The sequence below is a fragment of the Roseimaritima sediminicola genome, from assembly GCF_009618275.1.
GTDB lineage: Bacteria > Planctomycetota > Planctomycetia > Pirellulales > Pirellulaceae > Roseimaritima > Roseimaritima sediminicola.
The window spans coordinates 60,572-76,614 of the sequence record NZ_WIAD01000024.1 but is presented as its reverse complement, the minus strand read 5'-3'; the positions used below and the strand labels follow the sequence as shown (position 1 = coordinate 76,614).

Below are 16,043 nucleotides of genomic sequence, written 5' to 3'. Positions count from 1 at the left end.
CCGGTGGAACAAAGTTTTTTAGCTTGGCTGCGAGGCCGACAGCGTGAGTTGCCTCAGGTGGACGTGGGCATCGGCGACGACGCCGCGGTGTGGACGCCGACGCCCGGGCGGCAGACGGTGATGGCGACCGATACGATCGTCGACGGCGTGGATTTCCTGGCCGACCAGCACGACGCGGCCGACATCGGCCGCAAGTCCGTGGCGATCAATCTGAGCGATATCGCGGCGATGGGTGCCCAGCCCACCGCGATCCTGGTCACGCTGTCCCTGCCCAGCGAGGCCGCCACCCAGACTGCGGCCGCGGTCTACGAAGGGATTCTGGCGATCTGCCAACAGTATGGTGTGGCCATCGCCGGCGGTGACCTATCGGTGTACGACGGTCCGCTGGCGATTTCGGTCACCATCCTGGGCGAAGTGCCCGCGGGCAAAGCGTGGCTGCGGCGCGGGGCCGAGGACGGGGACGCGATCCTGGTCACCGGCGCGTTCGGCGGGAGTTTGCTGGGCCGTCATCTGACATTCGAACCTCGCGTCGAAGCGGCTACGCGGCTGCGTGAATGCCTCGACGTCCACGCCGCGATGGACGTCAGCGACGGCCTGTCCTTGGACCTGGATCGGTTGTGCGCCGCCAGCGGTGTGGGAGCGGAAATCGATACCAGCCTGATTCCGATTCACGACGACGCCCAGCGGCTGGCCCAGCAGACGCCGGAAACCACGGCTCTGCAACGTGCCCTGGGCGACGGCGAAGACTTCGAATTAATCTTGGCCGTCAGCCAAGCCGACGCCGATCGGCTGGGCGAGATCAACGTGGGCGTGCCGCTGACGCAGATCGGCAACTACACCGCTCGCACCGGCCTGTGGATGCGAAGGTCCGGTCGTCTGGAACGCCTGAGCCCCAGCGGCTACATCCACGGCAGCCATCCCACTCGGGCCTTGGAGCCAAAACCATGAACACCTCGGCCACCCTGTTTCACCCCGACCATCAGGAGCTGGGCCTATTGCAGCTGCACAGCCTGGACGATACCGACCGGCTGGCCGCCGCCCTCAACACGCACCTTCCGCCGCAGGCCTGCGTCGGCCTGGTGGGTACACTGGGCGTCGGTAAAACGCGACTGGTCCAAGCCTTTGCCCAGTCTCTGGGACTGGACGGAGGCGACGTGACCAGCCCCACGTTCACGATGCTGCAGCAGTACGCCGCCGAGCGCCGGCTGTACCATCTGGACGCTTACCGGATCGCCGACGAGGACGAACTCTGGGAGCTGGGCGTGGAGGAATTGTTCGAAGAAGCGGCCGTGATGATGATCGAATGGGCCGACCGCTTTGCCGACTGCATGCCGCGTGAAACGCTGTGGCTGCGGATGCGGATGGGCGAAGCCGACAGCCGCCTGGTGCAGATCTCGGGGCTCTCCAGCTGGAGCCCGATCGTGGAGGACGTGCTGACGTCGATGTAGATGCCCATAGTAGCTCGGCTGTCCCAGCCGAGAGAGAGAGAGAGAGAGTAGCTCGGCTGTCCCAGCCGAGAGATGCGTTCATTCACAGGCTGGAAGCCTTGCCACTACTCACAGGCTGGAAGCCTATGCCACTGTTCACAGGCTGGAAGCCTATGCCACTGTTCACAGGCTGGAAGCCTAGGCCACTGGTACGACGCGGCGGCGACGGCCTTGGCCGATCACCACGTGCGACCAACTGGCCCGGATCGGTTGGTCGCCCGCAGAAAACTCGCGGATCAAGTGCCCGCGGCGGCCCGCCGGCGTGTCTCCCGGAGGCATCCGTCCGGCGCGTTCGATGGAAGCTTCACTGGTCAGGACCGTCGCCGGGATCGCATTGCTGAGCCGTTCGAAGTAGCTCTCGTCACTCAGTTCGTGGTACCTCAGATCCACTTTCTTGCGCACGGCCCACGGCGCCGACGGACTCAATTGGTCCAGCATCCAGCGTTTTGTCAGCCAATCGATTTTGCCGATCGCCGGCTGCATGTCCGCGGCGCGGTTTCGAAACGCCATCGCGGCGTCCAGGGCCGCTTCCCAGCGCTCGAGCACCACGGCGACCTCGGCCGATGGCGGCTGGTGTTGGGCGGCGACAAAGCGGCGGCAGGCGTGCAGGAAACGCTGCTGGATCTCCAAGCCCGACATCGCGCCCCCGCTGGTCGGAACTCGCGACACCAGATTCCAGTCGCCGGCCACGCGGTGCAGCGAAGCGATGGGTTTGCGCAGTACCGGCAAGCCCTCGACGTAGCCGGCTTCGAGCATGTCCAGGACCAGGCTGGTCGTCGCCACCTTGAGGTATTCGGCGGTGTCGGCGATGTTCGAATCGGACAGCCCGATCTGCAGACGTTGCCGGCGGCGCATCAGATCGAAAACCGCCGTCCAGCCGCCGGGCGACGGTTCGCATAACCGCTCTAGCCAGTGCCGAAAGACGTAGATCGGCCGCTCGCCGCGGTACCCACCGAGGCCGGCGTGCGAATCGATGGCCATGGCTTTGGCCGACAACCAATACTTGCCGCGACCGTCCACGTGACCGCTGCCGGTCAACACCAACCGGGACGTCAGAAAGGCGGTTAAATAAGTGCGCTGACGCCGAAACGCAAACAGCCGCGTCAGGATCAGCAGCCAGAGGACCAGCGGACTGCGAAGCGCACGGACGATGGCGACCACGGCCCTCAGCCCCCAAGCCGGCGGCGGCTGCATCAGCCGGGCCGCGCGTGGCACCCGTCCGCGCAGCACCGCCGTGCCGAGACGCGCCATCCCCAGCAACAGCGCGCTGCCGTAGACGATCACGTGGACGCAGAACCAGTACAGCACCTGCAGCGGCAGCAACCCCATCAAACCGGTGCGCAGCAACCACAGGGCCGGCCCCCGAGCGACCTCGGCTTCGTAATTCTCTTGGCAACCATAGATGCGCTCGAGCCGATCGCTGCTGTTCTTCAAGATCCGCACTTCGACGTCCAAGCCGCAACGGTCGGCGGCCCGCTGCAGCATGCGATCCTGAGCTCGCTGGCAGACCAACAGCGCTTGGGGGCTGCGGACCTCGGGCGTCGCACCTTCGATCAGCCCACCGGGCAGCGCGTCATCGACCGGACTGGACTCCGCAGTAATCGCTCCGCCGCTGGCCAGAAACAATTTGCTCGCATCAAAGCGTCCCTGGGCCGTGGGCTGGCGACGGGCGATCGCTTGGCAAATCGCCGCGTAGACTTCGCCGCGTGAGGGCGTACACGATTCATCGCGGCCCGGCGGCGACCGGACCATCGTCGCGTACTCGGTCTCCAAACCGATCAGGCGGTGCAGCAGCGGAGCATCCGACCTCGTCGGTAACGTGCGTCTGGACATCAGCAGTCACCCGCGTTCATCGCTATTCGCCGTTCTGTTGGGTGTCGCACCGCGAAACGTACGTCTCGGCCTCACGGAGCGCGTCGGCCCGCACTTCGGCGGCAAGTTGCGTTAGCTCGGCCGCAGGGGAAGTGGAATCGGTGAGGCGGTCGGTGGACGGCGCAGCGTGAGCCTGTTCAGCCGGGCCCGACACAGAAGACGGCGAAGTCGAGGAGGGTTCCGTGGAAGCAGATCGTTTCACGAGACGTTTCCTGGGAGAGTCGCCTTTCGCTCCGTCGAAAGTTGCTAGAAAATTTCCTTAGCTACTTTTGCGGGGGACGTTTTGCGGGGGACGTGAAGTTAATAAGTGACGAATAATAAGTGACGAAAATTCGTTTACTCCCCTCTCCCCCTTAAGCCTGGCGAGCCTAAGCGAGCCAGGCTTAAGGGGGAGAGGGGTTGGGGGTGAGGGGGCCTGTGGAGCGAAGCCACGAACCGTCCATTGCAGCGAGTTAATTGAATTATAGCAAAGCCGCCTCGCCCTACCTCGCAACGATAGGGCCGTGACAACACCAACCGATCCAACGATACAAGCAGTTGCGCCGGAGGCCCCTCACCCCCAGCCCCTCTCCCCGCCGACCTGGGCAAGCTCCACTTGCCCAGGTCGGCGGGGAGAGGGGAGCCAGATTGACGTCAGTAAACGAATCGATTTTCGCGGAGCGAAAGGCGACCAACGCACTACTTTCGCGGAGCGAAAGGCGACCAACACACTACTTTCGCGGAGCGAAAGGCGACCAACACACTACTTTCGCGGAGCGAAAGGCGACCAACGCAGTACTTTCGCGGAGCGAAAGGCGACACTGCTACTTCTTCTTCAGCTGCTTTTCGACCGCGGCGACGAATTCAGGATCGGTCGGCTTGGTGCGGGTTTTAAAACGTCCCACCACGTTGCCTTCGCGGTCGATGAGGAACTTTTCAAAGTTCCAGGCCACCGGCCCCGAGCCCGCCGGCTGGACGTCCTGGCTGGTCAAGTTCTTGTAGAAGGGAATCGCATCGTCGCCTTTGACGTCGATCTTGGAAAACATCGGGAACGTCACCTGGTACTTGCTGCTGCAGAACTCTTTGATCTCGGCGTTGCTGCCCGGTTCCTGTCGGCCGAACTGGTTGCTGGGAAAGCCCAGGACGACCAGGCCCTTGTCTTTGTATTTTTCGTACATCGCCTGCAGGTCGGCGTACTGTGGCGTGGCGCCACACTGGCTGGCCACGTTGACGACGACAACCACGTTGCCTTCGTAATCCTCGAGGTCGACTTCCTTGCCATCGATCGACTCGACGCGGTAATCGAGCGCGCACTCGGGCGAATCATCGGCTTGGGCGGTCGATGCACAGACGATCATGGCCAGCAAACCAGCAGCACAAAAAAGGCGAGTCATGGGGTCTTTCCTCCGAGGAACTTACAATAGGGGGGAACGCGAACAACCATTCGTGCACGGAATGAACAATGGCTGCGCGGAAACAATTTCCGCCACAGCCATCGTCCGTCATTCAGTATAGCCGGTTATCGTCCGGCGTATCGGCTGATCGCCGGACGATCGGTAACCGGCCGGCTGCACCGCTGCGAGCCGACAGGAAACCGTTAGTACTCCGCCGGCGCCGGTTCCCCCATCCCGTGGGCCACTTCCTCCTCTTCTTCCGACTCTTCGTACAATTCTACCGGTTTGTAGCCGCCTTGCGTGAAGTAGTAGACCAACAGACCGGCAAAGCCGATGGCCATTGCAAACGGCACGATTGCCGTCGAGGTGAGCGTCTGACGCCCGCCGGCGACATAGGCCGCTTGCACGGCCGGAATATCCTGCTGGGCGTGCTCGATCATCATCTCCTTCTGTTCCGCCGTCAGTAGGTCGGCTTCGCGGATCGATTCCAGATTGCTGAAACCCTCCTCGCCGACTTCCTTGATCTGGTTGACCGCACCCAGTTTGACCGGGGCGATCGGCGTGTACTCGTATCCCCAGCTGGACTTCGTTTCGTCATCGCGGTAGCGCGCAAAGGTTTCCGGGGCCTGCTCCTGCAGGTGCTGCGACATGTGGTATCCCTGCTGGGCACCGATCCGCGGGTTGGCAACCTGGCCGACGGTCAACATCCCGGCCGCTCCCAGTGCTCCCATCGCAATTGCCCCACTTTGCGGATAACGCTCGCCGGCCACACCCAGCATCGTCGGCCACAGGAAGGCTTTACCAAAGCTGTAGAAGGTGGCCGCTGCGAAGACCATCAACACGCTTTCGGTCGGCATCCCCAGCCACAGCAGCCCCAGGCAGGCGATGATCGCGCTGCCCAACAGCAAACCGATCGGGTTGATCCGGTGCACGATCGGTCCCGCAAAGAATCGCAGGACGAACATCAGTGCAGAGGTGTAGACCAGAATCAGGACCGCGTTGGGCAGTACGTTGGCCATCAACTTGGTCATCCACGAGTCCACGCCCAGTTCCATGTAACCGATCATGCCGTGCAGCACGATCAGCACCAGGAAGGGGATCGACAGAAAGCAAGAGAAGACCGTGGCGAAACCGGCTTTGGAACTTTCTCCCACGGTGTCGGGAAAGCGTTCGGGCAAAGCGAGGATCCCGTAGGCCAAGACGATAATGGCGAAACTGGATAATCCCCACTGCCACGGAATCTGCACGAACCAGGCGTCGGGACCGATGAAGCCGGCTGCGAACAGACCGCCGATGATCATTCCGCCCGGCCAGCCCGCGTGCAGGATGTTCAAGTAATGCGTCTTGTTCTCGGGATAAATCTGAGCGATCAACGGATTGATCACCGCTTCGTATAACCCCTGACAGATCGAGAACAGGAACGCACTCCAAAACAACAGGCTATAAACCCGAGCCGTCGCGGTTTCCGGATCCGCCTGCTGCCAGGACTCGAACAGTGGGTTGGCGGCGAACAACATGCCCGCACTGATCAGGTGCATCACAAACGCCAGCACCAACAGCTTCTTGTATCCGAAGGCTTCGACCAGAATGCCGCCGAAAAAGATCATGATCCCGAAGCCCAGGAAACCGGCTCCGAGGATGGCGCCGAACTCGCCCCCGTCGATGCCGAACTCGGTCTCCCAGTCCGTGCCGGCCGCGGTCCGAGTGGCGAAGCCGACCCCGGAAGCGACCAGGGTGAGAAAACTGGCCAGCATCAGCTTGCCACGCGAAATCTGCAGATCCATTTTGTTCTCCGAGATACAAATCGTTCTTCGTCGCAGCGCGACGATGGCCGACGTTTGGGATTGCCCGGTGGAGCCTGAGTCGCAATGGCCCTCAATCTACCATCAGGGTGGGTTTTGGGTCGGAGTATACCTGCCTAACCAGACCGCTGTAAATCAGTTTGCTAGCCACGACCGCGTTTCTTTGTCCAAATCGGGTGCGGCGTCCGGCGAGATTGCCGGTCACCCAGGCTGTGCGTCCGCGGTGCGGGCCCAGGTGGCGAAGTGGGGGCCGTGAAGCCGGATCGGATCGGTACGGCCCGCGGCACGGCCCAGCGATGCTGCGGTAGCTCGGTTTGCGAACGGCTCGCGATCGCTACAATGCGGTCCCGACGGACGACTCCATCGCTCCGCAAGCTTCTGATTCACATGTGTTTTCTTGGATAACAACCCCGTGTTACGTACTCATACCTGCGGCCAGCTGCGCAGCGAACATATCGGTCAAGAAGTCACCCTGTGTGGCTGGGTGGAAAGCAAACGCGATCACGGCGGTTCCGTCTTTATCGACCTCCGCGACCGCTACGGGCTGACCCAGGTCGTCGTCGGCCCTCCCGAGGCGGATAGCGAACTGATCGACACCGCCGGCCGCGTGGGCACCGAGTCGGTGATCCTGGTTCGCGGCAAGGTCGCTCCGCGGCTGGAAGGCAAGATCAACGACAAACTCGACACCGGCGAAGTCGAACTGCGCTGCGAGCACTACGAAGTGCTGAACGCCTGCCCGACGCCGCCCTTCACGCCCGGCCAGCAGGAATTGCCCGGCGAGGACCTGCGGCTGAAGTATCGCTTTCTGGATCTCCGCCGCACGGCCATGCTCCGCAGCCTGGAACTGCGCAGCCGGATCATCAAGATCATGCGGGACTACTTCGCCGAGCACGATTTCATCGACGTGGAAACGCCGATCCTGGGCCGCAGCACCCCCGAGGGCGCTCGCGATTACCTGGTTCCCAGCCGCGTGCATCCCAACAGTTTCTACGCCCTGCCGCAGTCGCCCCAGCTGTACAAGCAGATCTTGATGGTGGCCGGCTTCGACCGCTACGTGCAGATCGCCAAATGCTTCCGCGACGAAGACCTGCGCGCTGACCGGCAACCGGAATTCACCCAGTTGGACATGGAAATGTCCTTCGTCGATCAGGACGACGTGATTGGCATGATCGAGGGATTGGTCAAGCGGACCGCCAAAGAGCTGACCGGTGAAGAGCTCTCGCTGCCGCTGCCGCGGATGACCTGGGACGAATCGATGCGGCGCTTCGGTACCGATGCGCCGGACCTGCGGTTCGGGATGGAAATCGTCGACATCACCTCGATCGCCGCCGAAGTGGAATTCCGCGTCTTCCGCGGGGCGGCCGACAGCGGTGGGTTTGTTCGCGGCATCCGCCTGGAAGGCCAGGCCACCGAGTTCTCGCGCAAACGCATCGACGAATTGACCGATTACGTCAAAAAGGATTTCGGTGCCAAAGGGCTGGCCTGGTTCCGCGTCGAAGAGGATGGCTCGCTGTGGAGTCCAACGAGCAAGAACTTCTCCGCCGAGCACCTACAGCAGATCGGCGCGGCGCTCGAGGCCCAGCCCGGTGACCTGCTGCTGTTCTTGGCCGACACCTGGGAAGTCACCTGCAAGGGGTTGGCCGGACTGCGAAAACGCCTGGGCGCGGAACTGAAGCTGTACGACGAGCGGGCGATGAGCTACAGCTGGGTCACGAATTTCCCGATGTTCGAACGCGACGAAGAAGAACAGCGCTGGGTGGCGATGCATCACCCGTTCACGGCCCCACTGCCCGAAGACTTGGAGAAACTGGCCAGCGATCCGGCGGCCTGCCGGGCCCAGGCCTACGACCTGGTCATCAACGGCAGCGAAGCCGGCGGCGGAACGATCCGAATCCACGACGGCAAAATCCAACAGCAGGTGTTCGAACTGCTGGGGATCGACGAGCAGACGGCGCGGGATCGGTTTGGATTCCTGCTGGACGCGCTCAAGTACGGCGCCCCGCCACACGGCGGGATCGCCCTGGGCGTCGATCGCTGGGTGATGTTATTCGCCGGACTTGATAACATTAGGGAAGTCATCGCTTTCCCCAAGACGCAGAAGGCCAGCGACCTGATGACCGAAGCCCCCGGCGAGGTCGATGCTAAACAGCTCCAGGAGCTGCATCTGCGAACCGTCAAAGTGTAAGCAAAGCTTTTGTGGCATAGAATTCCAGCCTGTGTGTTTTAAATTCACAGGCTGGAAGCCTATGCCACACTGAATAGACCGCCCCCTTCGTCTAGCGGCCCAGGACGCCGGGTTCTCAATCCGGAAACAGTGGTTCAACTCCACTAGGGGGCACTCGGCCGACTACTTGCAAATCCCCTCTTCCGGGTGCGGAGGGATTGACATTGCAAGACGCCTGCCTATTTTAATTGCATTGATTAATGCGCAGCGAATGCCAGCTGTGGGTGGCTTTGTGGCAGACAAACCTGCATTCGCTTCCTTCCTTTTCTTTTGTGACGGGGTCAGATTCTTCTCATGCGTTCATCTCGCCTAAGTGCAACTACCGCCTTTGCGATCGGCCTCCTACCTTTTGCGTTTCTGCTCGGCTGTGGCGGAGGATCCGGACTGAATACGGTGCCGGTCAGTGGAACGGTGACGCTTGATGGCGACCCGGTGGAAGGGGCGTTGGTGACGTTTTCTCCGGAAGGCGACGGTCACGCTGCGGCAGGCACGACCGACGGCTCAGGCCAATACGTGTTGACGACGGAAATCAATGGCGATGGAGCGGTTCCGGCCAGCTACAAGGTCATCATCACGAAGTTCGAAAAGAAAGCGCAGCCGATGAACCCCGAAGAAGACATCGATGCCGCCTATGCTGCGGCGGAAGCCGCCGGAGAGGACATTACGGGAACCGGGCGCCGGAGAATGCCGGCGGGGCCGAAGAATTTCCTACCTGCCAAATATCAAAACCCGCAGACCTCAGGCCTTGATGCGACGGTGACCGAAGACGGCGAAAACGAATTTTCGTTTGCACTCGAATCCTAGAGCGGTGTGACGACAAAACGGGCAGATCATCGTTCGTCCGACGCGATCGAGGGCACCCCATGACACGACCTCGAATCCGCCCGTGGCGCCGCGACGTTCAACCGTACGTCTTCGCCGGCCGCCTCGCTCGACCGGTTGCTTGCACCTTCGGCGTGAACTGGCAATCGAGGCGAGGCGCCACAAAGACCCTGGGCGTGGTGCTGATGGCAGGGGTGGTCGCAGTCGGCAGCTTGGTTGCGTACCGCTTGTCCCAGCCGATCCCGTCCACCACCCCGGCAGAAACCGAACCATACACCGACCAAGCTCCGCGGGTTTCGGTTGGTTCCAGCGCCCCGGATGTTAACTCCAGCGCCCCGGATGTTAACTCCCGCGCCCCGGATGATGCCTCCCGCGCCCCGGATGGTCGAGAGGCCGCGGTGCCCGATCAACCGCCCGTCCCGACCGTCCCGTCCGCTTCGGCTCAGGAGACGATCGATCGGGCGGTTGCGGTTCTGAACCACGTAACGGCTCGCTATCCCCAGAACCCCGACGCGCACGAAGTGCTGGCTCGTTTCCGGTACTGGGCGGGTGAATCCGCCACGGCGGTCGAGGCCTGGCAGCGCTGCCTGGACCTGAATCCCGCCTACGCACACGCCTACAGTGGTCTGGCATCGGTTGCTGCAAAACGGGGTGATTACGAAGAAGCCGCCGCCCTTTACGAGAAGGCCGTTTCGCTCCACACCGATTCGCCGTCCGATCGGCTGGAATGGGCCAAAGCCTTGCTTTCAACTGGGCAGACCAGCAGAGCCATCGAAGTGCTGCGCGAGTTGGTCGACGCCTTTCCCGGCCAGACCGACGCGTACTACCAACTGGGCATCGCCTATCAGGAGCAGAAAGAATTCCAAGAAGCGAAACGGAATTTTGAAGAAGCTTTAGCCATGCAGCCGCGTTATGCAGCCGCACAGATCGGTTTGGCGAACACCAGCCTGCGGCTCGGGCAACACGACGAAGCGAAACGTCACCGGGAACGGTTCGAGCAGCTACGGGCTGATGAAGTGCAACGGAGCCGGGAGAGCCGCCAGCGGTTCGACGACCTCCAGGCAACCCGCGAGCAAGTCGCCCGAACCTACGTCGAAGCAGGCCGGGTCTATCTGGCAGAAAAGAATCTGTCGGCTGCCGAGCGACTCTGGCACCAAGCGAGTCGGCTCGATCCGTCCAACGTCGACTGCCGCCAAGCACTTGCGTGGCTTCACCTGCAGCAAGGAGAAGTACCGCAGACGATCGCCGTTCTGCAGGAGCTGGCCCAGCTGGAACCAAAGAACCTCGGGTATCAGCTGGAGATTGCCCGTCTCCATGCCGAAAGCGGCCGAACGGCGGCGGCTGAGAAAGTCCTCCGCGATATACAGCGCACCGCACCGCAGAATGCCGCCGGACACGCCGCCCTGGCAAAACTGTACTTGCAGACCGGCCAGCGGCCCGCGGAAGCCCTTACGCTGTCACAAAAAGCTGCGGAACTGGCGCCCACCGCCGAACACTATGTCCTGCTCAGTAGCGCCTACGAGCAAAATCGGCGCTGGAGCGAATCGGCCGACGCCATGGGAGTCGCGGCGAAACGAGCCCCGCAAAACGCAGGACTCCGCGCGCGATACGAGATGCTGAAACAGCGTGCCGCTCAAGCCCCCACCGAGGCCGACTGATCTATGGCCCCACGTCCCGCAATCGCTCCGCTCGATAACCGGCACCCTCCGCTGGCAGGCGGTTTCACGTCCGCTGAACCTTGGACGCGGGATCGACTCCGTCGACGCGGAATCGGCAACGGTCGCCTGATCGCGATCCTGTGTTTCGGATTCGTCGTCGGCATCGGCGTCATGTTGTGGTTCGCTCGTGTCTCGGGGTCCCGATCAGCGGCCGTCCAGCAGTCGAGCCAACCGGAAACACTCGCCGAACCACCGAACGGTTTGGCCCCGACTGCAACGCCCCTAATGCCTCCCACTGAGCGGCGCGCCGAACCAGCGGAACCGGCGGCGGCGCGGAGTCCGGCCGGTGTAGAGAATTGGCCGGTCCGAATGACCGACGTAACCGAGGCGAGCGGAATTACCTTCCGTCACACCGATGGCAGCAGTGGGGAGCGGTATGTGATCGAGAGCATGACCGCGGGAGTCGCCCTGTTCGACTTCGATCAGGACGGCGATCTGGACATCTACTTCCTGAACGGCGCGCCGCTCAAAGGAACCGATGTCGAAAGGGCTCCGACCAACGCACTCTATCGTAACGATGGTAACTGGCGATTCACCGATGTGACGGCCGAAGCGGGAGTGGGAGATGTCGGCTATGGCCTGGGCGTTTGCGTCGGCGACTATGACAACGATGGGGACCCCGATTTGTACGTCAACAACTTCGGCGCCAATGTGCTGTACGAAAACCAAGGCGACGGCCGTTTCATCGATGTCACAGAAGTCGCCGGCGTTGCGAACGGAAACCGCGTGGGTGCGGGGGCAAGCTTCTTCGACATGGACGCCGACGGGGATCTGGATTTATATGTCGCGAACTACATCCAGTTTTCCTATGCCGAACACCGGCCGCATCGTCGCCGAGGGCTGCCGGCCTACCCCAGCCCGATGAGCTACCGCCCGGATCCCGACACCCTGTACCGGAACAATGGAGACGGCACCTTCTCCGACGTCAGCGTTGCATCGGGCGTGGCAGCGCACGCCGGCACGGGAATGGGAGTGGTTTGCAGCGACTATGATATGGACGGAGACCTGGATGTCTTTGTTGCCAATGACCAGCGAGCTAATTTCCTTTTCGAAAACGATGGTAGCGGAAAATTCGAAGAAGTCGGCTTGCTGCGCGGTGTCGCACTCGATTACCGCGGTCACGCCCAGGCGACCATGGGGATCGACGCCGGCGATTTTAACAACGACGGCCTAATCGATATCCACACAACGTCGTTTTCCGGTGAATGGGCTACGTTGTACCGGAACAACCAAAACGGGGTTTTAATCGAGGACGTAACGCGAGCGACAGACGCCGGCGAGGGCACCCTTCCTCACGTGACGTGGGGCAACGGATTCGCCGACTTCGACAACGACGGACACCGGGATCTGTTTATTGCCTGCGGACACTTGGACGACAACCTCGACCAGCTCGGCGGAAACGACACAACCGCCTATAGGGTTGCCAACGTGTTGCTGAAAAACACGGGACGAGAAACGTTTATCGATGTCTCTCGTCACAGCGGTGACGGCATGCAAGTCGCCCTGTCGAGTCGCGGTGTGGCATTGGGCGATCTGGACAACGACGGAGATGAAGATGTCGTGATCTTGAATTCGCGACGCGAACCCACCCTGCTACGCAATGACTCCACCGCTTCTCATCACTGGATTGCCATCCGGCTGATCGGCGCGGACAGCAACCGAAGCGGAGTCGGGGCCCGGGTCACGGTCGTGGCCGACGACTTGGTTCAAGTCCGCGAAGTACACAGCGGTCGCGGCTATCAGAGCCATTTTGGGACGCCACTGCATTTTGGTCTGGGGTCACGCGAGCGAATCGATCGAATTGAAGTGGAGTGGATCGGGGGCGGTCGCGACGTCCTGCAATCCCTGCCCGTAGATCAAACTTGGACCATCACCGAGGGTGGATCGGTATCCTCCGCCAGGGTCACACCCTGATTACCGACGCCCCAATCCCATTAGCCGCCCCCCCATTTTGGCGGAAACGCAACGGTAATAATGACCAGTCACCTATTCTCGCGGTCGCCGAAAACCGCGTACTGGGGCGGAGAATCCCTCGTCGATGACGGATAACGCGAAATTATGAGTACATTCCACGGTGAGAACGATTAAGATAGGACCTCTTATTTACTCGGTTTCCATCTAGGAGATGTTTATGGCTGTCACCACGGTTTTGTCAGCGCGTCGGCAGGGGCGAGGCTTTACACTCGTCGAGCTGCTCGTGGTCATCGCAATTATTGGTGTTTTGGTTGGGCTGTTATTGCCGGCGGTTCAGGCCGCGCGCGAAGCCGCTCGCCGGATGTCGTGTGGCAATAACATGAAACAGTTGGGCCTCGCGTTGCACAACTATCACGATACTCATGGCGTCTTTCCGCCGGGTCGGGGCGGGACGCATGAAGGCGGTGACTGGGGCACGGGAAGCTGGTTGAGCAACCAGGGTGCGCTCAGCTCCTTCGCCATGATGCTGCCGTATATCGAGCAGAATCCGCTGTGGGGCCAGATCAAACAGGGGGTCGACGATGGCAATCGAGTGATTCCGCCGAACGGCCCCAACCCGCTGCAAACTTACACGCCGTACCGTACGGTGATCGACACCTATCTGTGCCCCTCCGATGGCGCCAGCGAGAACGTCGAAAGCCGCAATGGTAACATCAACTACGCCATGAACGTCGGCGACCAAATCTACGGCATTGCCGGAGATTCAACGCCGCGAGGTGTGTTTGGTTACAACTCCGACTACGGTTTTAACAGCATCGTCGACGGGACCAGCAACACGCTCGCGTTTTCCGAAATCACCGTTTATGGAGGCAACGCGCTGAGGATTCTCGGTGGCTCCTACATCACCGATTACGGACGAGACGAATTGTCACAGACCCCGATCGTCTGCAAGCAGGCGGCGGGCCCCAACGGAACGATGGTCGGCACCCCACCGAGCTCGCACCACCGCGTCGGCACAATCTGGGCGGCTGGACACCCGATGATCAGCGGCTTCAATACCATCTTGCCACCGAACTCGCCCAACTGTGCCAATGGTCGTGGCGAATGGAACGATGGGTTGTTTTCTGCCAAGAGCTATCACCCGGGCGGAGTCCAGTCAGTGATGTGCGATGGTTCGGTTCGATTCGTGACCGAAACAATCGATTCGGGGAACTTGGCCATGCAAGAGGCAGACCGGGCAAGCGCCTACATCGCCAGCCCCTACGGCGCCTGGGGTGCCATGGGCAGCAAAGACGGCGGCGAAGTCGTGCAACAGTAAGGAACTTCGCAAAACAACGCCTTGCTGACACCAAAGTCGGCGTTTCCTTTCGATCCGGTCCTCCGGGATCAACGAAGGAAGACGCCGACTTTTTTCGGCCATGCGATGCTGGTCCACTCGGCGGTTAATCTGCCGAGGGCTGACTGGCGCGGGTCAGGGATTCGAATCGCGGCCCGGGCGAACGGGTGTCCTGACGATAGGTCTCGTCCAGGCTGCCCACCACGGGCGACAACATCTCGCTTTCGGCTTGCCGCCACTCTTTCTGCACGATCAACCGGGCTCCCTTGCTGAACGTCAGGTACGCCCAGCACCACTTCAGGAAGACGAAGAACCGGTTGCGGAAGCCGCTGAGAAAATAGATGTGCACGACCAACCAGACGATCCAGGCCAGAAAGCCGTTCTTCTTGCGTTTGCCGGCCTGCATGATCGCTCGCTTTCGGCCGATCGTGGCCATCTGGCCTTTGTCGCGGTACTCGAACGGCTTGCGGCGCGCCGGATCGGGGGCGGATTCGGCTCGCACCTCGTCGATGATCACGTCGGCCACGTAACATCCCGCCTGGGTGGCCACCGGAGCTAATCCGGGCAGCGGGTTGCCGTCGGGCCCGGGCGTGTGCGCCAAATCGCCGACCACGAAAACGTTGCTGTGAGCGGGGATCGTCAGATCGGGCTGAACCTTGACTCGTCCCGCGCGATCCAGCGGCGTATCGAGCTGCAGCCCGATGCGGTTGGCTTGCACGCCGGCCGCCCACAACACGGTGCCGGCAGCGATCCGTTGTTCGCCGATCTCAATGCCCGAGGCGCCGATATTGGTCACTCGGCTGCCCAGAACCACCTCCACGCCCAGCGAACGCAGCGCCTGCGTCGCGTACTCCGCTTGGTCGGCATCGAATTGCTTCAGGATCCGGTCGCCGCTTTGCACCAGCAGGACGCGGGCGTCGGCGCTGTTGATCGTGCGAAAGTCTTTGGAGAGCGCAAAGGTGGCCATCTCCGCAATCGCGCCGGCCAGCTCCACGCCGGTGGGTCCTCCGCCAACGATGACAAACGTCATCCACCGCGCCTGCTCCTCGGGATCGCTGGCCCGCTCGGCCTGCTCAAAGGCGACCAACACGCGGCGGCGTATCTCGGTCGCTTGCCCCACACTCTTCAGCCCCGGGGCGTAGGCTTCCCACTGGTCGTTGCCAAAATAGCTGTGGCTGGCTCCGCAAGCGACGATCAGATAATCGTAGGGGATCACGCCGCCGTCGAAATGGACTTCGCGGCGATCCAGATCAAACGATTCGGCTCGCCCCAACAGCGTCCGCACTCGGCGGTAGGGTCGCAGCAGCGCTCGAATCGGCACGGCGATGTCCGATGGATCCAATCCGGCCATCGCGACCTGATACAGCAGCGGCTGGAAGAGATGATGGTTGCGTTGATCCAGGATCGTCACCGACACCTTGCCTGACTTCCCCAGACGCTTCGCCGCATTGATTCCGGCAAATCCGCCGCCGATGATTACCGCGTGTGCCATGGC

11 protein-coding genes and 1 tRNA gene are annotated in these 16,043 nt (G+C 61.8%); 8 read left to right on the top strand and 4 right to left on the bottom strand.

Annotated elements, in window-relative coordinates:
• The first annotated feature begins 3 nt into the window (after positions 1–3).
• A complete protein-coding gene (thiL, locus tag GE027_RS13050) occupies positions 4–948 on the top strand; it encodes a thiamine-phosphate kinase (protein WP_153557639.1) in 945 nt (314 codons plus the stop codon).
• Entirely contained in the window at positions 945–1,448 is a 504-nt protein-coding gene (gene tsaE / locus GE027_RS13045) for a tRNA (adenosine(37)-N6)-threonylcarbamoyltransferase complex ATPase subunit type 1 TsaE (protein WP_153557638.1), read from the top strand. The genes thiL and tsaE overlap by 4 nt, the downstream gene beginning before the upstream one ends.
• A gap of 177 nt (positions 1,449–1,625) precedes the next feature.
• On the opposite strand, the gene GE027_RS13040 is transcribed toward tsaE, so the two are convergent.
• The 3 genes from GE027_RS13040 to GE027_RS13030 all read right to left on the bottom strand — a co-directional run bounded on the left by GE027_RS13040 (position 1,626) and on the right by GE027_RS13030 (position 6,516).
• Positions 1,626–3,320: a proteasome accessory factor PafA2 family protein gene (locus tag GE027_RS13040; protein ID WP_153557637.1), complete on the bottom strand. Its 1,695-nt coding sequence runs from the start codon at positions 3,318–3,320 to the stop codon at positions 1,626–1,628.
• A gap of 842 nt (positions 3,321–4,162) precedes the next feature.
• Positions 4,163–4,732 (bottom strand): glutathione peroxidase, encoded by a 570-nt coding sequence (locus tag GE027_RS13035; RefSeq protein WP_153557636.1) that lies wholly within the window; start codon positions 4,730–4,732, stop codon positions 4,163–4,165.
• Positions 4,733–4,935: 203 nt separating this feature from the next.
• Positions 4,936–6,516 carry an MFS transporter gene (locus GE027_RS13030; protein ID WP_237607508.1) on the bottom strand — a complete coding sequence of 527 codons (1,581 nt, stop codon included), beginning with the start codon at positions 6,514–6,516 and terminating at the stop codon, positions 4,936–4,938.
• A 430-nt stretch (positions 6,517–6,946) separates the two neighbouring features.
• On the opposite strand from GE027_RS13030, the gene aspS reads away from it, so the two are divergent.
• The 6 genes from aspS (at position 6,947) to GE027_RS13000 (ending at position 14,530) form a co-directional block, all read left to right on the top strand.
• Positions 6,947–8,719 carry an aspartate--tRNA ligase gene (gene aspS, locus GE027_RS13025; RefSeq protein WP_153557635.1) on the top strand — a complete coding sequence of 591 codons (1,773 nt, stop codon included), beginning with the start codon at positions 6,947–6,949 and terminating at the stop codon, positions 8,717–8,719.
• Between the two features lie 80 nt (positions 8,720–8,799).
• Positions 8,800–8,872: transfer RNA gene (locus tag GE027_RS13020), tRNA-Glu, on the top strand.
• A gap of 180 nt (positions 8,873–9,052) precedes the next feature.
• Positions 9,053–9,562, top strand: a complete 510-nt coding sequence (locus GE027_RS13015) for a carboxypeptidase-like regulatory domain-containing protein (RefSeq protein WP_153557634.1) — start codon at positions 9,053–9,055, stop codon at positions 9,560–9,562.
• Positions 9,563–9,621: 59 nt separating this feature from the next.
• Positions 9,622–11,238 carry a tetratricopeptide repeat protein gene (locus GE027_RS13010; RefSeq protein WP_153557633.1) on the top strand — a complete coding sequence of 539 codons (1,617 nt, stop codon included), beginning with the start codon at positions 9,622–9,624 and terminating at the stop codon, positions 11,236–11,238.
• A 369-nt stretch (positions 11,239–11,607) separates the two neighbouring features.
• Positions 11,608–13,212, top strand: a complete 1,605-nt coding sequence (locus tag GE027_RS13005) for a CRTAC1 family protein (protein WP_162006717.1) — start codon at positions 11,608–11,610, stop codon at positions 13,210–13,212.
• Between the two features lie 217 nt (positions 13,213–13,429).
• Positions 13,430–14,530: a DUF1559 domain-containing protein gene (locus GE027_RS13000; RefSeq protein ID WP_162006716.1), complete on the top strand. Its 1,101-nt coding sequence runs from the start codon at positions 13,430–13,432 to the stop codon at positions 14,528–14,530.
• A 124-nt stretch (positions 14,531–14,654) separates the two neighbouring features.
• Here the strand turns inward: GE027_RS13000 and GE027_RS12995 are convergent, their stop codons facing one another.
• Positions 14,655–16,040 carry an NAD(P)/FAD-dependent oxidoreductase gene (locus GE027_RS12995; protein WP_153557630.1) on the bottom strand — a complete coding sequence of 462 codons (1,386 nt, stop codon included), beginning with the start codon at positions 16,038–16,040 and terminating at the stop codon, positions 14,655–14,657.
• Positions 16,041–16,043: the final 3 nt, after the last annotated feature.